A 22,034-nucleotide genomic window follows, 5' to 3' on the forward strand; every position below is an offset into this window, starting at 1 on the left:
TATACTAAATATAAATAAGTATAACACATTTAAAGTGAGTTTAATTATTATAGGTTATTAATAGGGTAAAGGGGGGTGGTAACGATAAAACTTTCAAAGCGTCAGGACGAAATTCTGGAAATTGTTAAACTTAATGGACCAATTACCGGGAAAGAGATTGCTGAAAAGTTGTCTTTATCAAGGGCGGCGTTAAGACCTGACTTAGCCATCTTGACCATGTCTGGCAATATTGATGCCAGGCCGCGTGTTGGATATTTTTATAATGACAAATTTAAGGTAAAGCGCCAAGCGGAGAGAATCCTGCATCAAAGTGTCAATAATTATAAAGCACACCCTATTGTAGTTGGAAAATCAACATCTGTTTACGATGCCATTGTCCATTTATTTTTAGAGGATGTTGGTACACTTTACGCGGTTGATTTAGATGGTCATCTAGCTGGGGTGATTTCAAGAAAGGATTTACTTCGAGCATCATTAGGTAATCAAAATCTTTCAGAGTTACCAGTCAGCGTCATTATGACGAGAATGCCGAATATTATCACCATCTATCCGGAAGAAACTTTACATGAGGCAGCTAAAAAAATGATTCAAAATCACATTGATTCCCTTCCTGTGGTCCGGGAAAGTGACGGACAAGAGAATACATATTTGTTAGTAGGGCGAATTACGAAAACAACAATCACAAGGGCATATTTAGAAATGATGGATGAAAAATCAGACTAAGGGAGTGGCTGGCATTTTGGCACAAAAAGAAGTGGTTTATGTGGTTTCCGATTCAGTTGGGGAAACAGCAGGATTTGTTGTGAAGGCGGTTGCAACCCAATTTAATGGGGGCCAGGTTGACATACGTCGTAATTCCTATGTCGAAGATCTTGAGGATATTGAGGATGTCATACTATTAGCGCTGAGGTCTAATTCGATTATCGCTTATACGATTGTCATCCCATCCTTAAAGGAGTATTTAGACCGTCGTGCTGCTGAAGAAGGTATTATGGCAGTCGATTTACTGAGTCCATTAATGAATGCATTTGAAACCAAATTTAATAAGGCACCGCATCACCGACCAGGATTAATGAGGAAACTCGATGAGGAATACTTTCGAAAAATAGAAGCTATCGAATTTGCCGTTAAGTATGATGATGGACGTGACCCAAGAGGTCTAACAAAAGCGGATATCGTCTTAATCGGTGTATCGCGAACTTCCAAAACACCGCTGTCGATGTATTTAGCGCATAAACGATTTAAAGTGGCCAATGTTCCGCTTGTGCCGGAAGTGCAGCCCCCGGAAGAGTTATTTCAGATCCCAAGAAAGAATTGTATCGGGCTTATTATCTCACCTGACAAGTTAAATGAAATCCGCAAAGAACGACTAAGAGCGTTAGGTTTAGCTTCACGGGCAAACTACGCCAGTTATGAGAGGATATTAAAAGAACTAGACCATGCAGAAAAAATTATGAAGCGGGTGGGCTGCCCCATCATTGATGTATCAAATAAAGCAGTGGAAGAAACTGCAGGTTTAATACTAGACGTTTTAAAAAAAGAGAGGAGCTTTTAGTGATGGAGAAATTTGTTTACTTATTTGATGAGGGACACGGTAATATGAGAGACTTACTCGGGGGTAAAGGGGCAAATCTCGCAGAAATGACTAGAATTGGCCTTCCCGTGCCATTTGGTTTTACGATAACGACCCAGGCCTGTAATGCTTACTATGAAGCTAGTAAAACCATTCCAGCAGAAGTAGAAAAACAAACGCTGGAAGCTCTATGCGGCTTAGAAGAAAAAATGGGAAAAAAATTGGGCGACCCCAAAAACCCATTATTAGTGTCAGTACGGTCAGGCTCCGTTTTTTCAATGCCAGGGATGATGGATACAATTTTAAACCTCGGAATGAACGATGAAACGGTAGCAGGTTTAGCCACATTAACAAAAAATCCTCGTTTTGCTTATGATTCCTACCGGCGCTTCATTCAGATGTTTAGTAATGTAGTCTTAGAAATTGATACTTTTTACTTTGAGCAACACCTAGAAGAAACACGCGAACAGAAAGGCTACAGTTCAGATCCAGAAATGACAGCAGAGGATTGGCAAGAAGTGATCCTCGGCTATAAAGGGATTGTCAAAAAGCATACTAGAAAAAACTTTCCTCAGGACCCAAAACAACAGCTCTTCCTTGCTATTAACGCTGTTTTTAATTCTTGGAACAATCAGCGCGCCATCGTTTACCGCCGCTTGAATAAAATCCCAGAATATCTTGGTACGGCTGTAAATATTCAAAGTATGGTGTTTGGAAATATGGGTGATGATTCAGGTACTGGTGTTGCCTTTACGCGAAATCCTTCAACAGGCGAGCATGCTTTATACGGAGAATACTTAATAAATGCCCAAGGTGAAGATGTTGTTGCTGGTATTCGCACACCGCAGCCAATCGTAACCTTAAAAGACGAAATGCCAGAGGTATATAAGCAATTTACAGATACATGTAATATACTTGAACAGCATTATCTAGAAATGCAAGATATTGAATTTACTGTAGAAAGAGGCGCACTCTTCATCCTGCAAACACGGAATGGGAAAAGAACGGCACAAGCAGCGATTCGAATTGCAGTGGAGATGGTTCAAGAAGGAATTATCGATAAAAAAACGGCCTTATTACGGGTCGACCCTGACCAATTAAATCAGCTGCTCCACCGCCGGATTGATGATAAATTTAATAAAAACATTTTAACGAAAGGGTTACCTGCCTCACCTGGTGCGGCTACAGGTCAGGTGGTTTTCGATGCTGATGAAGCGGAAAGTTTAGGGAATGATGGGAAAAAAGTGATTCTCGTTAGACCGGAAACAACTCCCGACGATATTCACGGCATCGTCGCCGCGCAAGCCATTTTAACAAGCCGTGGCGGAATGACCAGCCACGCTGCTGTTGTCGCACGCGGGATGGGAAAAGCTTGTATTTGTGGGTGCGAGGCATTAAAAATCGATTTAAGAGCAAAACAATTTACTGTTGGTGAAACAGTGGTGAATTATGGTGAGATTATTACGATCGATGGGTCCACAGGAGAAATTATGCTTGGGGAAATTCCGATGATTGACCCGGAACTTTCCGATGAATTTCAACTTCTTTTAGCTTGGGCTGACCAAGAGCGGAAAATTGGCGTTCGTGCTAACGCCGACAATCCGGAAGATGCTAAGAAATCTTTTGAATTTGGCGCAGGCGGCATAGGATTATGCCGTACGGAGCATATGTTTATGGACTTGAAGCGGATTCCAATCGTCCAAAAAATGATTTTGGCCGATAATTACTCTGAAAGAATGGAAGCCTTAAGCGAACTGTTACCAATGCAGCAAGGCGATTTTGAAGGGATTTTTGAAGCCATGCAGGGCTTCCCTGTTACCATTCGTTTACTAGATCCGCCACTCCATGAGTTTTTACCGGATAAAGAGGAACTATTAGTTGAAGTCACTAAGCTTCAAATTATTGATCCACAATCAGCTGAATTAAAGAGGAAAGAACAATTGCTTAAAAAGGTTCGTCAATTAGATGAGTTTAACCCAATGCTAGGACACCGCGGCTGCCGATTAGGGATGATTTATCCAGAAATTTATGACATGCAGGCAAGAGCCATCTTTTATGCCGCTGCACAACTTGCTGAAAAAGGCTTGGAAGTTCAGCCTGAAATCATGATTCCATTAGTTGGTCATGTGAACGAGTTGAAACAGATGCGCCAATTAGTGATGGAAGCTGCAGAGCTTGTTCAGCAAGAAACCGGGAAAAATTTCCACTATACAATTGGTACGATGATAGAAATTCCTCGAGCGGCCTTAACAGCAGATCAGATCGCCGAGGAAGCTGACTTCTTCTCTTTTGGAACAAACGATCTAACTCAGACTACATTTGGCTATAGCCGGGATGATGCGGAAGGAAAATTCCTGCAGGCCTATATTGAAAATAAAGTACTGCCGGATAATCCATTTGCTGTACTTGATCAGGATGGAGTTGGTAAATTGGTCGAAACAGGTGTGAAGCTCGGTCGTGCGACAAAACCAGCTTTAAAAACAGGGATTTGTGGAGAACATGGCGGAGAGAAAAGTTCGATTGATTTCTGTTACAGAATCGGTCTAGATTATGTCAGCTGCTCGCCATACCGTGTACCGCTTGCCCGTTTAGCCGCTGCACAGGCAACCATTCGTCATGATTTAAATAAACAAGAGGTATATACTACAGCGTAATAGAATAAGGAAGGGGATGTGTGTATCGTGCACCATCCTCTTTCTTTTGCCTAAGGATGATATGAATGCTTTCTGCAGATACTATAAAAAAATGTAAAAGGGGATTAGTATGGGGGCAATTGAACGAAGCGGATATCGATTTGTACCTGAATATAGTGTCATCCAGCAAAACGGGGCAATCCATGTGTATAATCGCGAGAGTTTTATTGAAGAAATTCAATTTAAGTTTACAGGTAAGTATCCTGAACTGGACAAAATTGAGGAATTAGTTGATGATTACTGTAATAAACATAATATTTAAAGAACACTTGTTCGATATTTTGATTAATGCTATAATGAACATGCAATAGCATAGTTTTTCTCAAGGGTGGACGGCACATCTCCTAACTGAAAGGGGGTGATGCTTTTTGACAGTTTTTCAGGCATTGATGTTTAGCTTATCGTTTGCTAGTCTCATTGTCACGGTTCTGTCCTTCCACAAAAAAAAATAATCCACCCTTGAGCCGGCAAGCAGAAGCGGTGGATTATGGTCCGTAACGCCGATCCCCGGAAAAGGGAAGCAGCTATTGCATGACCGAGCCGGTTTGTCGTGATGCTCGGTCTTTTTTACTATACGATAATCTATACTCACATTATACATAACTTCGAGAAAAAAGGAAAATCAAATTTTCCCTGGAGGGATGAGATTTGAATAAATTAACTGTTATATACCCTCAAGCGATTGAACAGACAAAGAAAAAAATATATGAAGATATTGATCGTTATTTTGAAACAAAAGAAACTCTGCCATCTTTTGAAGAGTATTTAGCTGAACGTGGCCATTATAGTGAGCAAATTTGGATAAATGTCTGGTTAAATAAAGTCACGAACGATGTTTCAAAAAATGAAAAAAAACAATATTTAAGCGAACGAGAGTATGAAGTTCAGGGCATTGACCGAAAGCTGATTAATAAACTCTTTCGCGATGAAATGAGAACCTATTTACCTTTTAATGCGATGGAATGGCTTAGAGAAAAATTCGAAGGTCAGAAGGAGAAATGGGCTCACCGCTATCATGCCGCCAAAGAGAATTTCTTAGAGAAGGAAAAACAGAAAAAACTTGAAGCACAGAAGCAATCCGTTCAAACGGAAATAGAGGACTATGCGGTTGGAGTATTAGAAGATTACTACGAGCTCTTTTATTTATATGTTCGGTATTTTGTGGCGAAACAGCTCGTGGCTGACATAAAAAACAATGTTAAATTTCAATCGGTTGATACCTTTGCCCTAGAAGAAAAATTAGTTGACCAAGGAGGATTTAATCCGTCTGCCTATACAACAGTTGCCAGCTTCTTTGAGGAACTGACTGGCGATATTCATAAAACTTTGCATTGGGGAAGAAGCTTTTATGAATATCAAACGTATTTTTTTCTCTATGAAAGCTTAATTTCTGATTATTTATCAGAGCTAATACCTCAAAAAATACTCGCACAGCTCCCGAATGAACTTAAGGAGGATTTTTATAAAAGCTGTCATGAAGAACTAACAGCATCCTTTGTTAAAGGGAGCATCACACAGCCTCTATATGATGTAGAGAGCTATTTTATCGAGGATATTCAGCAAGAATATCTTACAGATTTATTGAGGTTAGCGGAAATCCCTTTTGATGAGGATGTCCATAGGGAGATCTTTGAAAAGGATTACCAAGAGCGAGAAATAAAGAAAAAGGCGGAGGAAGAAGAACTTCAGCGTAAAAAAGAAGCGGAAGAACGGATGATGCGGGATATTTTTGGGGAAGAGTACGACCCTTCGCTACGACGAAATGTCCGCTATGTTCTGCATATTGGCGAGACCAATACCGGTAAAACCCATCACGCCCTAGAAAAAATGAAAGAGGCCGTAAGCGGTTTATATTTAGCACCACTTCGCTTATTAGCACTAGAGGTTTACGACAAATTAAATGGCGAAGGAATACCCTGCTCATTAAAAACAGGAGAAGAAGAAAAAATCGTTGCCGGTGCAGAGCATATTTCTTGTACCGTCGAAATGTTTCATGAAAAAGAGTATTATGAGGTTGTGGTTATTGACGAGGCACAAATGCTAACTGACAAGGACCGCGGTTTTGCTTGGTATAAAGCGATCACCAAGGCAAATGCAGCGGAGGTTCATATAATCGGCAGCCGCAATGCCAGGACGATGGTACTCCAGTTATTAGGTGATGCTAATATTGAAATACACGAATATAGCCGCGATACCCCTCTGGAAGTGGAAAAGAAAGAGTTTAATATCAAACACGTTAAAAAAGGAGATGCCTTAATCTGTTTTTCCAGAAGACGTGTCCTTGAAACGGCATCAAGGCTGCAAAATGACGGTCATTCTGTAAGTATGATTTACGGGAGCATGCCGCCGGAAACGAGGAAAAAACAGATTGAGCAATTCAATACCGGCAAGACCAAAGTGATTGTCGCCACAGATGCTATAGGAATGGGTCTAAACTTGCCAATCCGCCGAATTGTTTTTCTGGAAAATGACAAGTTTGATGGTACAAGAAGACGGCTGTTAACTTCACAAGAAGTGAAGCAAATTGCCGGTCGTGCTGGTCGAAAAGGGATTTATGATGTTGGAAAAGTTGCTTTCACAAGTGATATTAAAAAGATGCGGAATTTACTGGAGCAGGAGGATGAACCAGTTCATACCTTTGCCATTGCCCCAACCAACTCGGTCTTTGAACGCTTTCAGCGTTATTATCACGACTTAGGGACATTTTTTGAACTATGGGATAAATTTGAAAGTCCTAAGGGAACGAAAAAGGCTTCTTTATCAGAAGAAAAGTCACTGTATCAAATTGTGGCGGGGACTGAGGTGGAAGCGCGTCTCTCTCTAATGGACCTATATGGCTTTTTACACCTGCCTTTTTCAAAAAATGAACAGGTGTTAACGAGACAATGGGAAGATACAATGTACGCACTCATCCAAGGAAGGGAGCTGCCGGAGCCGTCTATCAAGGATCGAAGCCTGGAGGATTTAGAATTAAGTTATAAAGCCATTGGGCTGCATCTTTTATTTTTATACAGGTTAGGTCAGCGGACGGAAGCCATTTATTGGGAGCGGCTCCGTGAAGAGGTAAGTGATCTGGTTCAAGACCGCTTGAAAACGGATATAAGAAAATTTGTTAAAAAGTGCAAAACCTGTGGAAAAAAACTGCCATGGGATCACAGCTTTCCGAACTGTGATGCTTGTCATGCCGCCAAGTATAAACGATATCGATATGGTGAGAAATATTAATATATGGATAGTGTAAAAAGGCCTAAATTAGGTCTTTTTTCATTACTTTTTTTAAGGGCACTATTCAGGATTAAGTTTTGAGGATTAAGTCCTATATTTCGAGTTTCTAAATAATAGTAATATAGTAACTTCTTATTTATGTACTATTCTGATAAGTTTGAATTCTACAACAAAAAGGGGTGTTGAATATGTTAAAGGTTCTTTCCAAATCTGCGTTCGCTTTATTCTTGGCAGGAAGTGTTGCTTTTAGCGGTGTTCCAACTAGTGGTTCTTCAGCAAAGGCAGCTGCACCAAAAAGTACATACGAATTAAGCCTCGCTCACTATGTAAGCGCATCTCCTGAGCTTCAAGATAAGGCAAAGGAATTAGGCAAAGATTTATCAAAAGTTGACCCTGCTGAAAAAATAGCTAACCAGCAAGGGGTAAAGTTTGAACAGGCTGGCGATAACCATGTAACCAATCAGCCTGCGATTGGAGACGTACCAGTATTAGTTATCTTAGCAAAATTTAAAGATGGAGATGAGCCAAAGGGCGATGTACCTGGGCAAGTCCCTGCAAAGTATTTTGAAGATTTAATTTTTGGTGATCATTATAATCCATATGAATTGGATGAATTTAAGAAGTATGCGCAATTCAATGGGGAAAAAGCTCCAACCGATAGAACCATGCAGAATATTTATAAGGAATCAAGTTATGGAAAAGTGAAACTAGTTAAAAAGGATAATACTGATCTGGTTTGGGTTGAACTTCCTAAAGGTGCATCCTACTACTTAGACCAAGATGGGACATATGCGGAAGGCGGTAAGTATGTTAACGGTAACGTTAATGGTGATGCCCATAATGGCGAACTAGTGACCGATCTATTTAAAGCAGCTGATAGTGTAGTAGATTACTCCAAATATGCTGTAAATGGACAAGTACCAAACGTATTTATTGTTCATGAAGGTACAGGTGCCGAATTTAGTGGCGACCCAGCCCAAATTTGGTCACACAAATGGAACGCGTTAAGTGCCCAATATTATGGAAAGTACTATGAGACAGGTTACTTTACTCCAGATGTAAACAAAGACGGTAAAGTTTCTTCAGCGGAAATGAGTACTTGGCAGGCTCAATTTATTAAAGACCATACATTAGACGGGGTTCTAGTAAACAATTATAATATCCAGCCAGAAATCGGCGGAAACGTAGCAGGTTATAATGAGTCAACAGGCGGCTATGATGAAGCTTCGAAAACAGGTCCATTCCCTGGACAAGCTGGTGTGTTCGCCCACGAATTTGGACATGCTTTAGGTCTTCCAGATTTCTATGATACGGTTTATACTTCAGAAGGCGTCGGAAACTACTCCATGATGGCGGGCGGTTCTTGGATGAGATATCCTGATGCAGCGGCTTTTTCTGGTAACTCGCCAACCCATTTCGACCCATATTCAAAAATTTTCCTTGGCTGGGCTAGTCCTATAGAAGTTAAGCCAACAGATGGTGTCCAAACAATCACTTTACCGCCAGTGAATGCAGCCGAATCAACTAATGGAATTGTTAAAATGGAGGTACCGGGCTCAAATGGCACGGAGTATTTCTTATTTGAAAATGTTCAACAAAAAGGCTTTAATAAAGGGTTAATTCGTGAAGGTGCAGATGCTCATGGACTGGTTGCATGGCATGTAGATGAAAATGTACTATCACTTTATCAAACTGCCGGCTTCCGTCCAAATAATGTAGAGAATTGGATGAATAAACGTTTCCAATTCAATCAATCACAAACAGCCAGCAATGGAACTGTTGTTACACACTACGGTCTATCAGTTCTTCAGGCAGATGGAAAGTATGATTTAGAAAAGAATGTTAACCGCGGAGATGCCGCAGACTTCTTTAAAACGGGCAGCAAAATTACGCCTGTCTCCGGAAACGTCCATACTGGATCTTATTACTTCTGGAAAGGCTATAGTGCAACTCCTGCTGATTCAGGCATTCATGTAACTGACATTAAAGAAAACAATGATGGGTCAATTACAGCAAAGTTTTATTATAACTTTAACGAATCAAAATAGTAGGTTAATGAACCCGGGATCCTTGGTCCCGGGTTTTTTTATGGTCTAAGAAATTACAAGGCGCATGTGCTTTTGTTCTTGTCATAAACTATAAAGAATGGGACACACTCATAAGAAAAGGGAAGGCTGGATATGTTTGCTTAAAAAAACAATTTATACTCTCATTATATTGATAACAGTAGCTTCTGCTGCATTATCCTATTCACAGGAGAGAGCCATGGCTAGTAATGTGAATATGACTCAGCAGCTTAATGAAGTTATTATGAAGGAACCAGCCTTACAAGGGGCGATAGCCGGAATAAGTGTTAGGTCTGCTGCAAACGGAGCAATCCTTTATGATTATCAAGGTAATGTCCGGTTACGCCCTGCATCAAACATGAAACTATTGACTGCAGCGGCAGCACTCCATGTCTTGGGAGAAGATTACACCTATACAACGGAAGTACATACAAATGCAACAGAGCTCAAGAAAACGATTCACGGTAATCTATATTTAAAAGGAAATGGAGACCCTACCTTACTAAAAACCGATTTGGAGCAAATGGCAATGGCCATTGAAAAACTTGGCATTAAAAGGATTATGGGAAATTTAGTCGCGGATGATTCCCGATATGATCATGTTCGTTATTCAATTGATCAGCCCTGGAGTGATGAAACAGCCTATTATGGTGCTCAAATTTCAGCCCTAACCGTCTCACCTACCAAAGATTATGATTCCGGTTCCATTAAGGTAAAGGTGCAACCTGGGACCAAAAGCGGACAAAAGGTTGTCGTCACAGTTACCCCGAAAACCAATTATGTGAAAATCATCAATCATGCTGTTACGGTTGCTGAGGAAGGCAAAAAAAACCTAAAAATAGTACGGGAACACTCAAAAAATACAATAATCGTTAGTGGTACACTGCCAATTAATGCCAAAGAAGCAAAGGAGTGGATTGGAGTCTGGGAACCAACCCGTTATGCGGCATCACTTTTTAGACAAGTATTGGTGAATCATGGTATTACAGTTGCTGGGAAAATTAAAACTGGTACTGTCCCTGACAAGGCTATACTGTTAACCAAACATCAATCACTGCCATTATCGAAATTGCTTATTCCTTTCATGAAACTTAGTAATAATATCCATGCCGAAATGCTAATAAAGGAAATGGGTAAAGTGAAAAAAGGGGAAGGCAGCTGGGATACGGGGATATCTGTAGTAAAATCGGAATTGGAAAGGCTGAGAGTGAATCCTAATACAATGGTGATACGAGACGGATCGGGCATTTCACAGGTTGATTCTATTCCGGCCAATCAACTTTCTTTAGCTTTATATTCAGTCCAGAAAGAGAAGTGGTTTCCTATCTATTTAAATGCGCTGCCTGTCGCAGGAAATTCAGAAAAAATGGTCGGTGGTACGTTAAGGAAACGATTAACTGGCCCTAGCACGGCAGGAAGGGTTAAAGCAAAGACAGGAACGATTTCAACTGTGAGTTCTTTATCTGGATATGTGAATGCGAAAAGTGGGCAAATCCTAATTTTCTCTATCTTATTAAATAATATGCTTGATGAAACAAAGGGAAAAAAAATTGAAGATACCCTCGTAACCATTTTAGCAAATCAATAATTTAAAGATAGGTCTGTTTAAATTTAACAGCCTATCTTAGTATTTTCTTGTTAATATGGTGTTTTTCTACATTTCTTGCAACAATATTTCTTTTATTTTTGAAACAACCATACTAGGGCTAAAGGGTTTGGCTATAAAATCATTTGCCCCCAAATCCTTCGCTCGTTTTATATCTTCCTCACTACATTTTGCCGAGAGCATGATTACAGGTGTTTTTTTAATCCTACGAACCTCTTGGAGAATCTCGTACCCATTTTTTACAGGCATTAGGACATCTAAAACTATTAAACTATAATCTTCTTTTAAAGCAAATTCCAATCCATCTTTTCCATTATCGGCCATGTCAACCTGATACGCTTCACGTTCCAAGTATAACCGTAATAAATTACTAATCCTAATTTCGTCTTCTACAACGAGAATTTTCACTAACCACACAACCCCCTGAAAACGTTTAGATCTTTTTACCTAATTCTACCACAGGAAAACTTTTTATCATATAGATAGGAGAAAAGGTGATTTAAGGTTCTTACTTTCTTCGGAAAGTAAGAACCTTACTGTAGTATAGAAATAGCTGCGGCTACAAAAAATAACCACTATCAAATTGGTGCGATGAGAAGGGATGATCCCATGATAATCGGTAGTCATGTCAGCATTAGAAATGGATATACAGGTGCAGCAAAAAGAACAGTTGCAAATCAGGCATCTGCTTTTCAATATTTTCCGAAAAACCCAAGAAGCCTATCAATCAAGGAGTTCGATCGAGAAGATGCGAAAAGCTGCAACGATTTTTGTCTTGAACATCAGCTTTATTCCGTGGCCCACACTCCCTATTCTACCAGCTTAACTCCAGCAATAGACAAACAAGAGTTAACGATTGCCTCTCTTCTTAATGATTTAGAAATTACAGATGCCTGTGGCTCAATCGGGGTAGTTGTTCATTATGGCAGTCAAATTAGTAAAGCAGATCCGCTCGCCAGTTATCATTTGATGTTAAAAATACTCAACAGTGTACTAAGCCAGTAGAACGGAAGCTCTCTGATTCTCTTAGAAAATAATGCAGGGACTAAGGGGGCACTTGGAACAACCCTTGAAGAACTCGTGCAAATTCGAAATTTATGTGATTATCCTGAAAAGGTCGGTTTTTGCCTGGACACTTGTCATGCGTTTGCAAGTGGCCTTTGGAATGGGGAAAATACGGAGGCGTTAATTGAAAAAGGCAAGGTCCTAGGATATTGGGAACAATTAAAGGTAATTCACTTGAATAATTCCAAGTATCCAACTGGTTCCAAAAAGGATCGTCATGCCAATATTTTTAACAGCCGTAATGGCTATATTATCGCGGATCAGTTGAGAGAATTTGTTAAGTCACCTATATTGTCAGGAATCCCGCTGATCTTAGAGACACCTGACGATGAGGGAGTTAGCCACAAAGAAGAGATCGAAATGCTTACGCAAAAATGGGATTAGAAGTTTCTTGAAAATTTTGAGTGTTGAATTTACTATAAAATGAACGGGTATATAAATTAAAGAAGCACTAGAGTATGGGAGAATGGGAATATAATTAAAAAGCAGGGACAACTTTTGTCGGAGCGTTTTGAGGTAGCCTTGCAATCAGGTTCATGAAGCCTTAAGGGATATAGTTCAAATAAATGATGAGAGATTCGTAGTGTTAGTGAAGGTCGGGGCAAAAAAATATCAAATTATCTATACGTTTAAAAAAGACTTAGAGCAATATGCAAGGCTGAGAAATGCCATTGTCCATGAGAAGTTGGAGGTGGGCTTTTATATTGCTGAGCCCAATGCCAAGGTTGTACACCATATTGAAAAAATAGCCAATGTTTTAAGCCAGCCAAATTACGCCATGAGCATTGCCACAAAAAAGGTGGTTTACTTTGAGCATCAGGACAGCATCTTAAAGGTGACAGAGACGATTAAGGAGTACGGTTATTCAAAATTTTCAATCTACCATAATAAACAATGTATCGGCCTGTTGACTGCTGGAACCATCATGAAATGGATGGCACAAAATATGGAAAATGGCATGGTGAACCTTTCCCATATTATCGTTTCAGACATCATGGAATTCGAAAAGGAGAATTCAATTGAGATTGTCGCGAAAGATATAAATATCTTTGAAATAGAAAATATTTTTGAAAAAGCCCAAAAGAAAACGGAAAATCGAGGGTGTGATTATTACTGAAAACGGAAAAATGGATGAAGTTCCGTTGGGGATCATCACAGCGTGGGATTTAATTCAAATCGATTATACGATTGACTAGAGTTACGAGATAAGCTTTATTAGTTTGGACGATAAAAAACGCATGGGGACTCCATGCGTTATAGATATCGTTAATTAAAAGTCAAACTCGCTTAATTGATCCATATGACTGGCAATCATTGCGATAATGGTGGAGGCTTCTTCTTTGCTAAAAATAAAATGGGATTCGTCTTTGATCAATTCATCTTCAGTCGTCCATATCCGGTTAATCCGTTTTAACACACCATCACCTGTTTCCTGGACAACTCCAAACTGGTAGGTTACTTCCACTTCGTCTTCGTGCTTGAAAGCAGTCACTTCCGGTGTGGACCAGTCAACATCAATTTCTTCAAAAATATCATCTTCATTAACTTGTTCTGCTTCATAATATTCTTCGTCGATGTCGTCTTCAGCGGCCTCGCAGTCTTCTTCATCAAATTCTTCCTCTGACTGAAGATAGACCCCATCATCGGTATAATGGTCTTCACCATTGATGTAGTCATGGAGACTAGCATGCACTTCATCGATAATCTCCTCAATATCTGAAAGGATGATTTTCGCCGTGTGTCCACTGTCCACATCGAAGCTATCGACGTAAAACTCTTCATTCTGCGGATCAAAAAAAAGGGAGCAGAAATATTCACGGTCAAGTTCTTCTGTGTCCACGTCTGCTGTATCCACAAAGAACTCAATCCTTGGATGTTTGGCAGCTCTTTCAATTGTCATTTGACCAACTTGATCATATTCTTCACAAATAGACTCTAGGTGATCTTGCAATTCAGCACATACTCTGTCAAACCATTCTAACGACATCAAACATCCCATCCTCTCAAGGTTATCGAGGTTATTATTGCCAACTATTCGCTATTTATGTTTAATTTTTCCCTTTTACTGAGGATTGTACGTTCTGATTGCCGACTAGTCCAAAAAAAGGTCTATTGGAAATTAGGCCATAATTCATGATCCACAAGGTTGAGCACTTTGTATTGGCTTTTACCCTGTTTATGATACGATGTACGTAACCAAAGAAAATCGAGGTGTAGACATGAAAATTGAAGTTTGGTCTGATTATGTATGTCCGTTTTGTTATATTGGGAAACGCCGTTTAGAACTGGCGTTAGATCAATTTCCACATAAAGATCAGGTAGAAGTAGAATTTAAAGCATTTGAACTTGACCCAAATTCACCATCATACAATGGGGAAAGCATTCACGACGTACTTGCCAAAAAGTATCGCATGAGCGTTGAACAGGCAAAACAAGCTAATCAGAATGTTGGACAACAGGCGGCGACGGTAGGTTTATCGTATCAATTTGATGAAATGAAGCCTACCAATACCTTTGATGCGCATCGCCTAGCAAAATTTGCTAAAACTAAAGGAAAAGCAGACGCAGTATCTGAAAAATTGTTACAAGCTTACTTCACAGATGGAAAGAATATTGGGGATTTTGATACATTAGCAGACCTTGCGGAAGCCTCAGGGCTGAACCGACAAGAAGTGTTAAATGTCCTTCAGGATAAAACGATGTTTGCTAATGAAGTTCGTGCTGATGAGTCAATAGCGCAGCAATATCAGATTGGCGGAGTACCGTATTTTATCATTAATTCAAAGTACGCAATATCGGGTGCACAGCCGCTTGAGACGTTTAAGGGTGCCCTGCAAAAGGTTTGGGAGGAAGAAGCACCTAAATCGATTTTTCAGGATCTTTCCACTGAGCAGGATGTCAGTTGTGCAGATGGGAACTGTATTATTCCTGAAAAAGAATAAATGGGACTTATCAATATAAAAACGGGAAAGGTTCATTATATCCTTTCCCTTTTTTATTGGTTACACCTCATCTAGGTCTTCTTCTCTTTCGATATTCCCACATGTTTCCATTAGCCCAGCAGATTTTCGTTTGTGTATCGCCGTGTTTAGAGTCCTGCCATTTTGATTTTACGCAGTTTCCTGGATGTACTCTAGATGAATTCGTTTTGGTACCGGATGGGGATTCGGAAGAACTTTGATCCCCTGAGCTACTATCACTGGATGAGGATTCATGGTGATGAAGATGGGACCCAAACATAAAGTCACCAAAGCCCCATCGTCTAACTTCTCCTGATGTATTTTCGCTTTCTTCTGATGAAAATTCACTCATTTTATTGCACCTCCTTACAAGCTAGAAAAGAGAGTACGATAATTTAAAATAAGAAAACTTGCCCGCCTGACCCACTCTTCTTTTACCACATTACGTTTCAAAGACTGTCCATGCTTAGGACAGAAGCCTAAAGAGCGGAAAAATAGGTGACAATAGTGGAATCGGTGCCTGACACCATTTTCACTATTGCCACTTTTTGGATAAACCTTTCAAGAATGACTGTGGAGCTGTGGTTAAACACTATGCTTAAAAGGAGTGCTTAAATTTTGAAGCAAACTCTCGATGCTAAAGTGATTTCTGTTTTGGAAGACAAAATTCAATTAATTAAAACAGATAAAGGGGCTATTTATTTAGTAGGCCCTATCCGTCTGCCTGTAAATTTGTATGGAGAAACTGTTATTTTTAAATGGTATTGCTGGCTAAATTGTGATGAAGTAACAGAGGATTTTCAAAGAATTATTGATAAATTATCATCGGTTAATTTAGCGGAATTCCAGCAATCGAGTGTTTTAGCCTATGGGGATTTCGAATATGGAGACGATGCGATTATCCGCTTTCATTCGATTTGCCATACAGGAGATATTTTTGGGAGTAAGCGCTGTGATTGTGGTTTCCAATTAAAGCAATCCATGAAAATGATATCCGACCATGGAACGGGGGCATTATTTTACTTAGCCAACCATGAAGGAAGAGGAATTGGCCTTTTTAGCAAGGCCATGGCTTATATTCTGCAAGAGAACGGCTATGACACAGTTGAGGCCAATGAGGCACTTGGCTTCGTTGATGACTCCAGAAATTATGGAGATGCTATTCTGGTCCTCAAAGCATTACGTTCTAAACCAGTTTCATTAATCACCAACAATCCTAAAAAGCTTAAAGCATTAAAGAATGCTGGTCTAGAGGTTTCGGGGAGGGAACCGCTATGGGGAGATATTTCAGAATACAACGAGAAGTATTTGAAGACCAAAATCAATAAGTCTGGTCATTTAAACGAAGAAGGCACTTGTTGTAATGACTAAAGGTCTATCAAGAGAATGACATAAAATATGACGATGGCAGGGCTAATCTTTGAATAGAGATTAGCTCTTATTAGTAGTGAAAAAAAGTGAAAGCGGTTGCTAAAGGTAGAAGGAGATTTAAACTTAATAGCGAAGTAATAAATGTAAGATTATTCCACGTGAAAGAGGGAAAACAGATGTCTCTTGATCCTCAAACGAAAATGTTACTTGATTACTTAGCTTCTTTAGGTACGCCGCCATTAGAAACGTTAACACCTGAGCTAGCCAGGAAGGCATTTCAGCTTCCCCAGGGGGAGATCGAGCCTGTAGGAAAAGTGGAAAACCGGAAAATCCCAGGTCCAGACGGTGAAATTTCTGTTCGAATCTATTATCCAAAAGAGGTTCAAACAACTTACCCAGCACTTATTTATTACCACGGCGGGGGATGGGTGGTCGGCAATATTGACTCACATGATAATATCTGCAGAGCATTAACAAATCAGGCAAATTGTGTAACGATTTCTGTTGATTATCGGTTAGCACCTGAGCATAAATTCCCAGCTGCCGTTTATGATTGCTACGCAGCAGTAGAATATGTGTCTGACCATGCGGCTGAGTTTCAAGTGGACCCAAGGAGAATTGCTGTCGGCGGGGATAGTGCAGGAGGTAATCTTGCTGCCGTTATCTCAAATTTGGCTAAGGATAAGCAGAAGCCGGCAATTTGTTTCCAATTACTTCTTTATCCTGCAACAAACATTTGGGGTGATCCAACTCCATCGATGCTTGAAAATGCAGAAGCTTATTTTTTAACTAGAGGGACGATGGAATGGTTCCTTGACTGTTATTCGAACGGGGAAGAAGAGGACAAAGGTAATCCGCTCTTAGCACCGATTTTTTATGAAAATTTCAACGGTCTTCCACCAGCTCTCGTCATTACAGCCGAATACGATCCGCTTCGAGACGAAGGAGAACTTTATGCGAAGAAGCTGGAAGAGGCTTGTGTGAAGGTAGAATTGGTCCGTTACGATGGAACTATTCATGGTTTTATGAGCATGGCCTCTGTTATAGGACTTGGAAAGACCGCTCTTGAAAAATCAGGGCAGGCCTTAAAAGAAGTATTTTATCAATTAAAAAGCCCAACTTTATAGAGCCTTCATTTGATACATATGCTTACTGCATATGTTTTTTTATTTAGAGTACGGACAAGGGGGCATTTAATAAATTATCTAAGTATGATCCAAGAATACACGGGCGATTTGAGTATAAACCTTAAGCGATCTAACCGCGGTATGGACAAACTAATAGTATCGAGATACTATTAATATAATAATAAAAAAATAGTCCTATTTCCACATTACCCTGAGATAATAGGGGAGGTTTCAGAAAATGTATTTACACCTAAGGCAGACAGATATTTTGAAAAAACTTTTAATGGAATCAGAAAGCATAAAGGGTGAAGAACTTGCTCAAATGATTGGAGTTTCAACTAGAACATTAAGAAGTGATTTGAAAGCGCTTAATGAATATCTAGAATCTGTTGGTGCATCTGTTTTATCAACACGGAATGGCTACCAATTAAATATTTTTGATGAAGAATCCTTTTCAGAATTCAGAAATCAGCTTGGGGATTATGGATCAACTGGATTAACTGTTCCTCAGGAGAATGAAGAACGTGTTAATTATCTGATACAAAAGCTGCTAATGACAAATGAATATGTAAAAGCAGAGGACCTAGCTGATGAACTTTTTATTAGCAAGTCCAGTTTAACGAATATTTTACGAGAGGTAAAAGAACGCCTTCGTGCATATGATCTCTCCTTAACGATACGACCGAACTACGGATTAATCGTAATGGGAGAAGAATTACAGCGGCGAGCCTGCATATCAGATTACTTTTTTCATAGAAGTGGTGAAAAACCTCTTTTGGATTGTGCATCTTTTTTACATGCCCATTTTTCCGCAAATGAAATTGAAATCATAGAGGATATAGTTTCAAAAGTGCTGTCAACAGCAGGAATAGCTGTTACCGACCAAGGGTTTGAAAACGTTATCATTCATTTGTTAGTTAGTGTAAAAAGGATTCAAATGGGAATGGAGATTCAAGAGCTCCATTTGCCTAGTGATAAAATCCGTACCTCTGATGAGTTCCAGATTATCAATCAGCTGATTGCTTGTATTTCCACATTATTTAATATTGATTTCTCAGAAGGTGAAAAACTTTACTTAACCATCCATCTAATCGGTAACAGGTCATCTTCGGATGGCTGGGTATTTCTTGATGAGGAAAAAGCAAAGGGATTAATCACCGAAATGCTAGACCATGTCTATCAGGAGATGGGGGTAGATGTTAGAGGTGATCAAGAATTACAAAACAATTTGAAGGTACATCTTTTTCAGGCGGTAACACGTTTACTGTTAGGGTTGAGAGTGAAAAATCCGTTAATACAGGATATCCTTACACATTTTCCTCTAGCATTTGAAGCAGCAGTCACAGCGGTGTCTGTCTTGGAAAAAGAATTTAATTTAAACATAAATAAGGATGAGACGGGTTACATTGCCATTCATTTACAGACGGCTATCGAAAGAAAAAATGGAACTAGGGATCCTAAGCGATGCATAATCGTATGCGGGACCGGCAAAGGAAGCGCACTTTTATTAAAATTTAAGATAAGAGACTTTTTTGGCAGTTTAATAGAAGTGGTTGATACGATTGGATACTATGAATGGAAAAAGTATCGGCTCCCAAAAAATATAGATTTTATCATATCAACTATTTCAGCAGATCTGGGGTCATCCATCCCGGTAATAGTGGTAAACCATATTTTAGGGGCTCCTGATTTCGAAAGAATTCAGAAGACTTTTTTTCATAACAACAACCTTCCTGAACTGGGTTCCATCTTAAAAAGGGAACTATTATTTCTGCAAAGCACCCTATCAACAAGAGAGGAAGTTATTGCATTCTTAAGCAGCAAAATTGTTGAATTGGGACTAGCTGATAACCAATTTGAACAGGAAGTTAGAAAGAGAGAGGACTTTTCGCCAACCGCCTATGGTAACTTAGTTGCCATTCCACATCCGCTTAAAAATGTAAGTACACAAACGTTTGTGTCCTTTTGTACACTAAAAAAACCCATTATATGGGGAACAGAGTCCGTTCAGTTAGTATGCTTGTTCAGTGTCAGACAAAACAACAAAGAAGACTTGCAGCACCTATATGATTTTCTTTATGGAGTACTGAATGATCGGGATAAAGTCAATAAACTGGTTCAAGCAGGAACAACGGAAGTGTTTTTGGAAAAATTGAAGGAATAATTAAAAACTTGTCACAAAAATTTCCGCCTTATCGCGGAAATTTTTTGTGTTTAGTTGTAAGCGGTTTCACATTAAGATTAAGGTATTCCATTAAACAAATTAACTATTAATGGATTCAATAATTAAACAATTTTTCTAAGGGGTGAGGAAGGATAAATATTCTACTATGCTGTGCAGGAGGCATGTCCACTAGTCTTATTGCCCGAAGTGTACAGACAGTGGCTTTAAAAGAAGGGAAAAATGATTATGTAAAGGCAATGGATCAGGATAGTGCTGAACATAATATAAAAGATTTTGATGTTGTCCTGATTGGCCCGCAGCTTAGGTATATACTCACTAAATTTCAAAAAATTGCAGATGTTTATGGGATTCCTGTTGCCGTCATGGAACAAACAGATTATGGAAGATGTAATGGGGAGGCAATCTTACGCTTTGCTGAAGAATTGGTTCAAAAAAATCTAGAAAAAGCAGGACATTGAATAAAGAAATAAATAAAGACTTAAAAAAATTGTTGGAGGTAATATTATGAATATTCTATTATGTTGTGCTGCAGGAATGTCTACAAGTTTACTAGTGACGAAAATGGAGGCTTATGCAAAATCAGCAGGTATTGAGAGCACCATTTGGGCTGTTGGAGCAAACGAAGTTAATAACCATTTAGATAAAGCGGATGTATTATTGTTAGGTCCGCAAGTCCGTTACCTACTTGCAAAAATGAAAAAGCTTGGAGAAGAAAAAGGATTGCCAGTCGACGCTATTAATCCAATGCATTACGGCTTATGCAATGGGGAAGAGGTTTTAAAGCAAGCAATCGGTCTAATTAAGGGGGCATAACGCATAATGATGAATTTTATTGAAAAATATATATTGCCATCTGCAATGAAATTCGGAAACAATCGGCACTTATTAGCGATACGTGATACATTGGTTGGAATGCTTGCGATTACGATGGTAGGATCATTTGCTGTCTTATTTAATAACATCGGTGGCATTTTTAAACCTTGGGGAACTATGATGGAGGCAATTTTCGGGAAAAACTGGACTGTACTGGGCGGTGATATTTGGTGGGGGACCATGGCTTTCCTTTCCGTATTTGCTGTATTCGGAATTGCCTACCGCTTAGCTAAATCTTACGAAGATGACGGTTTTGAAGCAATGTTTGTTGCTGGCGCTGCATTCTTCATCCTAATCCCACAGACTGCCTCGGTTGAAGGGGTCAAAGAACCAGTTTGGGGCTTAATTAATACAAATTATTTCGGAGCTACAGCCTTATTTACAGGAATTATTGTATCACTAGCTGCAACGGAACTATTTGTAAGATTATCGAGAATTAAAAAGATGGAGATTAAACTCCCTGATGGTGTTCCACCAGCGGTTGCACGATCATTTGCAAAATTGATTCCTGGTATGCTTACCATTTTCATTATTGGCCTATTCGGCGTAATCTTCCGCCATTTAACACATGATGTTTACTTTAACGATTGGTTAGGAAAAGTACTTGTTGCACCTTTAAGTGCTGCTGCAGATTCATTACCATTTGCTATCCTTATTACTTTATTAATTCATTTATTCTGGTCAATTGGTATCCATGGTGACAATATTCTTGACGGAATTAAAGCACCATTGCTTCAAAAACTAGGAACTGACAATATCAACTTATATGCAAAGGGTGTAACGGATTATCATCAGTACCATGTTTTAGCAGGTAATTTTTATGACGCATTTGTAAATCTTGGTGGTTCCGGGGCAACTATTGGATTATTGATTTCCATGCTTTTGGTTGCGCGGAGACGGCAAAAGCAAATGGTTGCACTAGGTATGCCGCCGGCTATCTTCCAGATTAACGAACCAGTAATTTTTGGTGTACCAATTGTCTTAAACCCAATCTGGTTAATTCCTTTTATTGCAACACCTGTAATCTTGACCACTATTTCTTATCTTGCCATCAGTTCAGGACTTGTCCATCCTGTTGTTGCTAATATCCCATGGGTTACACCAGTAGGAATAAACGGCTTCTTAGCAACGGGCGGACACATTTCAGGCGCCGTACTATCCATTATAAATCTTGGAATCTCAATCTGCATTTACCTTCCTTTTGTATTTGCGGTAGAACGTATTGAGAATAAAAAGTTAAAAAGCCAAGAAAATATTTCATCCCAGACATTAAACATGTAAGGAGAAGGA

General features: G+C 39.4%; 20 protein-coding genes. 17 read left to right on the forward strand and 3 right to left on the reverse strand.

Annotated features, from left to right (window positions below):
- Window positions 1–75 precede the first annotated feature (75 nt).
- From ccpN to dacB, 7 genes are all read left to right on the forward strand, one after another.
- Window positions 76–723, forward strand: a complete 648-nt coding sequence (gene ccpN / locus ACZ9EE_RS26970; protein ID WP_476031649.1) for a transcriptional regulator CcpN — start codon at window positions 76–78, stop codon at window positions 721–723.
- Window positions 707–1,555, forward strand: coding sequence for a pyruvate, water dikinase regulatory protein (locus ACZ9EE_RS26975; protein WP_476031650.1), 849 nt, complete (start codon window positions 707–709; stop codon window positions 1,553–1,555). Before ccpN ends, ACZ9EE_RS26975 begins: the two co-directional genes overlap by 17 nt.
- A 2-nt stretch (window positions 1,556–1,557) precedes the next feature.
- Window positions 1,558–4,227 carry a pyruvate, phosphate dikinase gene (gene ppdK / locus ACZ9EE_RS26980; RefSeq protein ID WP_476031651.1) on the forward strand — a complete coding sequence of 890 codons (2,670 nt, stop codon included), beginning with the start codon at window positions 1,558–1,560 and terminating at the stop codon, window positions 4,225–4,227.
- Window positions 4,228–4,336: 109 nt separating this feature from the next.
- On the forward strand, window positions 4,337–4,528 hold the full coding sequence (locus ACZ9EE_RS26985) for a YbxH family protein (RefSeq protein ID WP_476031652.1): 192 nt from the start codon (window positions 4,337–4,339) through the stop codon (window positions 4,526–4,528).
- 386 nt (window positions 4,529–4,914) lie between these two features.
- Window positions 4,915–7,491, forward strand: coding sequence for a DEAD/DEAH box helicase (locus ACZ9EE_RS26990; RefSeq protein WP_476031653.1), 2,577 nt, complete (start codon window positions 4,915–4,917; stop codon window positions 7,489–7,491).
- Between the two features lie 188 nt (window positions 7,492–7,679).
- Complete coding sequence (locus ACZ9EE_RS26995) at window positions 7,680–9,539, forward strand: M6 family metalloprotease domain-containing protein (RefSeq protein ID WP_476031654.1); 1,860 nt, start codon at window positions 7,680–7,682, stop codon at window positions 9,537–9,539.
- A gap of 97 nt (window positions 9,540–9,636) precedes the next feature.
- Complete coding sequence (gene dacB / locus ACZ9EE_RS27000) at window positions 9,637–11,145, forward strand: D-alanyl-D-alanine carboxypeptidase/D-alanyl-D-alanine endopeptidase (RefSeq protein ID WP_476031655.1); 1,509 nt, start codon at window positions 9,637–9,639, stop codon at window positions 11,143–11,145.
- Between the two features lie 66 nt (window positions 11,146–11,211).
- Here the strand turns inward: dacB and ACZ9EE_RS27005 are convergent, their stop codons facing one another.
- Window positions 11,212–11,571, reverse strand: coding sequence for a response regulator transcription factor (locus tag ACZ9EE_RS27005; RefSeq protein ID WP_476031656.1), 360 nt, complete (start codon window positions 11,569–11,571; stop codon window positions 11,212–11,214).
- 201 nt (window positions 11,572–11,772) lie between these two features.
- Between ACZ9EE_RS27005 and ACZ9EE_RS27010 the strand changes: the two genes are divergently transcribed.
- From ACZ9EE_RS27010 to ACZ9EE_RS27020, 3 genes are all read left to right on the forward strand, one after another.
- Complete coding sequence (locus tag ACZ9EE_RS27010) at window positions 11,773–12,168, forward strand: hypothetical protein (RefSeq protein WP_476031657.1); 396 nt, start codon at window positions 11,773–11,775, stop codon at window positions 12,166–12,168.
- Window positions 12,169–12,183: 15 nt separating this feature from the next.
- Window positions 12,184–12,612, forward strand: coding sequence for a TIM barrel protein (locus tag ACZ9EE_RS27015; protein ID WP_476033115.1), 429 nt, complete (start codon window positions 12,184–12,186; stop codon window positions 12,610–12,612).
- 199 nt (window positions 12,613–12,811) lie between these two features.
- Entirely contained in the window at window positions 12,812–13,345 is a 534-nt protein-coding gene (locus ACZ9EE_RS27020; protein WP_476031658.1) for a CBS domain-containing protein, read from the forward strand.
- A 153-nt stretch (window positions 13,346–13,498) separates the two neighbouring features.
- Here ACZ9EE_RS27020 and ACZ9EE_RS27025 read toward each other — a convergent pair whose 3' ends face one another.
- Window positions 13,499–14,215 carry a hypothetical protein gene (locus tag ACZ9EE_RS27025; RefSeq protein WP_476031659.1) on the reverse strand — a complete coding sequence of 239 codons (717 nt, stop codon included), beginning with the start codon at window positions 14,213–14,215 and terminating at the stop codon, window positions 13,499–13,501.
- Window positions 14,216–14,447: 232 nt separating this feature from the next.
- Between ACZ9EE_RS27025 and ACZ9EE_RS27030 the strand changes: the two genes are divergently transcribed.
- The gene (locus tag ACZ9EE_RS27030; protein ID WP_476031660.1) at window positions 14,448–15,170 is read left to right on the forward strand and encodes a DsbA family oxidoreductase; all 723 of its coding nucleotides are present in this window, start codon (window positions 14,448–14,450) and stop codon (window positions 15,168–15,170) included.
- A gap of 67 nt (window positions 15,171–15,237) precedes the next feature.
- Here ACZ9EE_RS27030 and ACZ9EE_RS27035 read toward each other — a convergent pair whose 3' ends face one another.
- Window positions 15,238–15,540 carry a hypothetical protein gene (locus ACZ9EE_RS27035; RefSeq protein ID WP_476031661.1) on the reverse strand — a complete coding sequence of 101 codons (303 nt, stop codon included), beginning with the start codon at window positions 15,538–15,540 and terminating at the stop codon, window positions 15,238–15,240.
- Between the two features lie 266 nt (window positions 15,541–15,806).
- On the opposite strand from ACZ9EE_RS27035, the gene ACZ9EE_RS27040 reads away from it, so the two are divergent.
- From ACZ9EE_RS27040 to ACZ9EE_RS27065, 6 genes are all read left to right on the forward strand, one after another.
- Complete coding sequence (locus ACZ9EE_RS27040) at window positions 15,807–16,559, forward strand: GTP cyclohydrolase II (protein ID WP_476031662.1); 753 nt, start codon at window positions 15,807–15,809, stop codon at window positions 16,557–16,559.
- A 176-nt stretch (window positions 16,560–16,735) separates the two neighbouring features.
- Window positions 16,736–17,686 carry an alpha/beta hydrolase gene (locus ACZ9EE_RS27045; protein ID WP_476031663.1) on the forward strand — a complete coding sequence of 317 codons (951 nt, stop codon included), beginning with the start codon at window positions 16,736–16,738 and terminating at the stop codon, window positions 17,684–17,686.
- Window positions 17,687–17,924: 238 nt separating this feature from the next.
- Complete coding sequence (locus ACZ9EE_RS27050; protein WP_476031664.1) at window positions 17,925–19,850, forward strand: BglG family transcription antiterminator; 1,926 nt, start codon at window positions 17,925–17,927, stop codon at window positions 19,848–19,850.
- 152 nt (window positions 19,851–20,002) lie between these two features.
- Window positions 20,003–20,329, forward strand: coding sequence for a PTS sugar transporter subunit IIB (locus ACZ9EE_RS27055; protein ID WP_476033116.1), 327 nt, complete (start codon window positions 20,003–20,005; stop codon window positions 20,327–20,329).
- A 46-nt stretch (window positions 20,330–20,375) separates the two neighbouring features.
- Window positions 20,376–20,684, forward strand: coding sequence for a lactose/cellobiose PTS transporter subunit IIB (locus ACZ9EE_RS27060; protein WP_476031665.1), 309 nt, complete (start codon window positions 20,376–20,378; stop codon window positions 20,682–20,684).
- A gap of 6 nt (window positions 20,685–20,690) precedes the next feature.
- Window positions 20,691–22,025 carry a PTS sugar transporter subunit IIC gene (locus ACZ9EE_RS27065; protein WP_476031666.1) on the forward strand — a complete coding sequence of 445 codons (1,335 nt, stop codon included), beginning with the start codon at window positions 20,691–20,693 and terminating at the stop codon, window positions 22,023–22,025.
- Window positions 22,026–22,034: the final 9 nt, after the last annotated feature.

Source organism: Bacillus sp. URHA0034, from assembly GCF_056280405.1.

Excerpts from the sequence above, each read along its gene's own strand:
- ACZ9EE_RS26975 (WP_476031650.1), top strand. The coding sequence starts at position 707 with ATGAAAAATCAGACTAAGGGAGTGGCTGGCATTTTGGCACAAAAAGAA.
- ppdK (WP_476031651.1), top strand. The coding sequence starts at position 1,558 with ATGGAGAAATTTGTTTACTTATTTGATGAGGGACACGGTAATATGAGA.
- ACZ9EE_RS26985 (WP_476031652.1), top strand. The coding sequence starts at position 4,337 with ATGGGGGCAATTGAACGAAGCGGATATCGATTTGTACCTGAATATAGT.
- ACZ9EE_RS26995 (WP_476031654.1), top strand. The coding sequence starts at position 7,680 with ATGTTAAAGGTTCTTTCCAAATCTGCGTTCGCTTTATTCTTGGCAGGA.
- dacB (WP_476031655.1), top strand. The coding sequence starts at position 9,637 with ATGGGACACACTCATAAGAAAAGGGAAGGCTGGATATGTTTGCTTAAA.
- ACZ9EE_RS27010 (WP_476031657.1), top strand. The coding sequence starts at position 11,773 with ATGATAATCGGTAGTCATGTCAGCATTAGAAATGGATATACAGGTGCA.
- ACZ9EE_RS27025 (WP_476031659.1), bottom strand. The coding sequence starts at position 14,215 with ATGTCGTTAGAATGGTTTGACAGAGTATGTGCTGAATTGCAAGATCAC.
- ACZ9EE_RS27030 (WP_476031660.1), top strand. The coding sequence starts at position 14,448 with ATGAAAATTGAAGTTTGGTCTGATTATGTATGTCCGTTTTGTTATATT.
- ACZ9EE_RS27035 (WP_476031661.1), bottom strand. The coding sequence starts at position 15,540 with ATGAGTGAATTTTCATCAGAAGAAAGCGAAAATACATCAGGAGAAGTT.
- ACZ9EE_RS27045 (WP_476031663.1), top strand. The coding sequence starts at position 16,736 with ATGTCTCTTGATCCTCAAACGAAAATGTTACTTGATTACTTAGCTTCT.
- ACZ9EE_RS27050 (WP_476031664.1), top strand. The coding sequence starts at position 17,925 with ATGTATTTACACCTAAGGCAGACAGATATTTTGAAAAAACTTTTAATG.
- ACZ9EE_RS27060 (WP_476031665.1), top strand. The coding sequence starts at position 20,376 with ATGAATATTCTATTATGTTGTGCTGCAGGAATGTCTACAAGTTTACTA.
- ACZ9EE_RS27065 (WP_476031666.1), top strand. The coding sequence starts at position 20,691 with ATGATGAATTTTATTGAAAAATATATATTGCCATCTGCAATGAAATTC.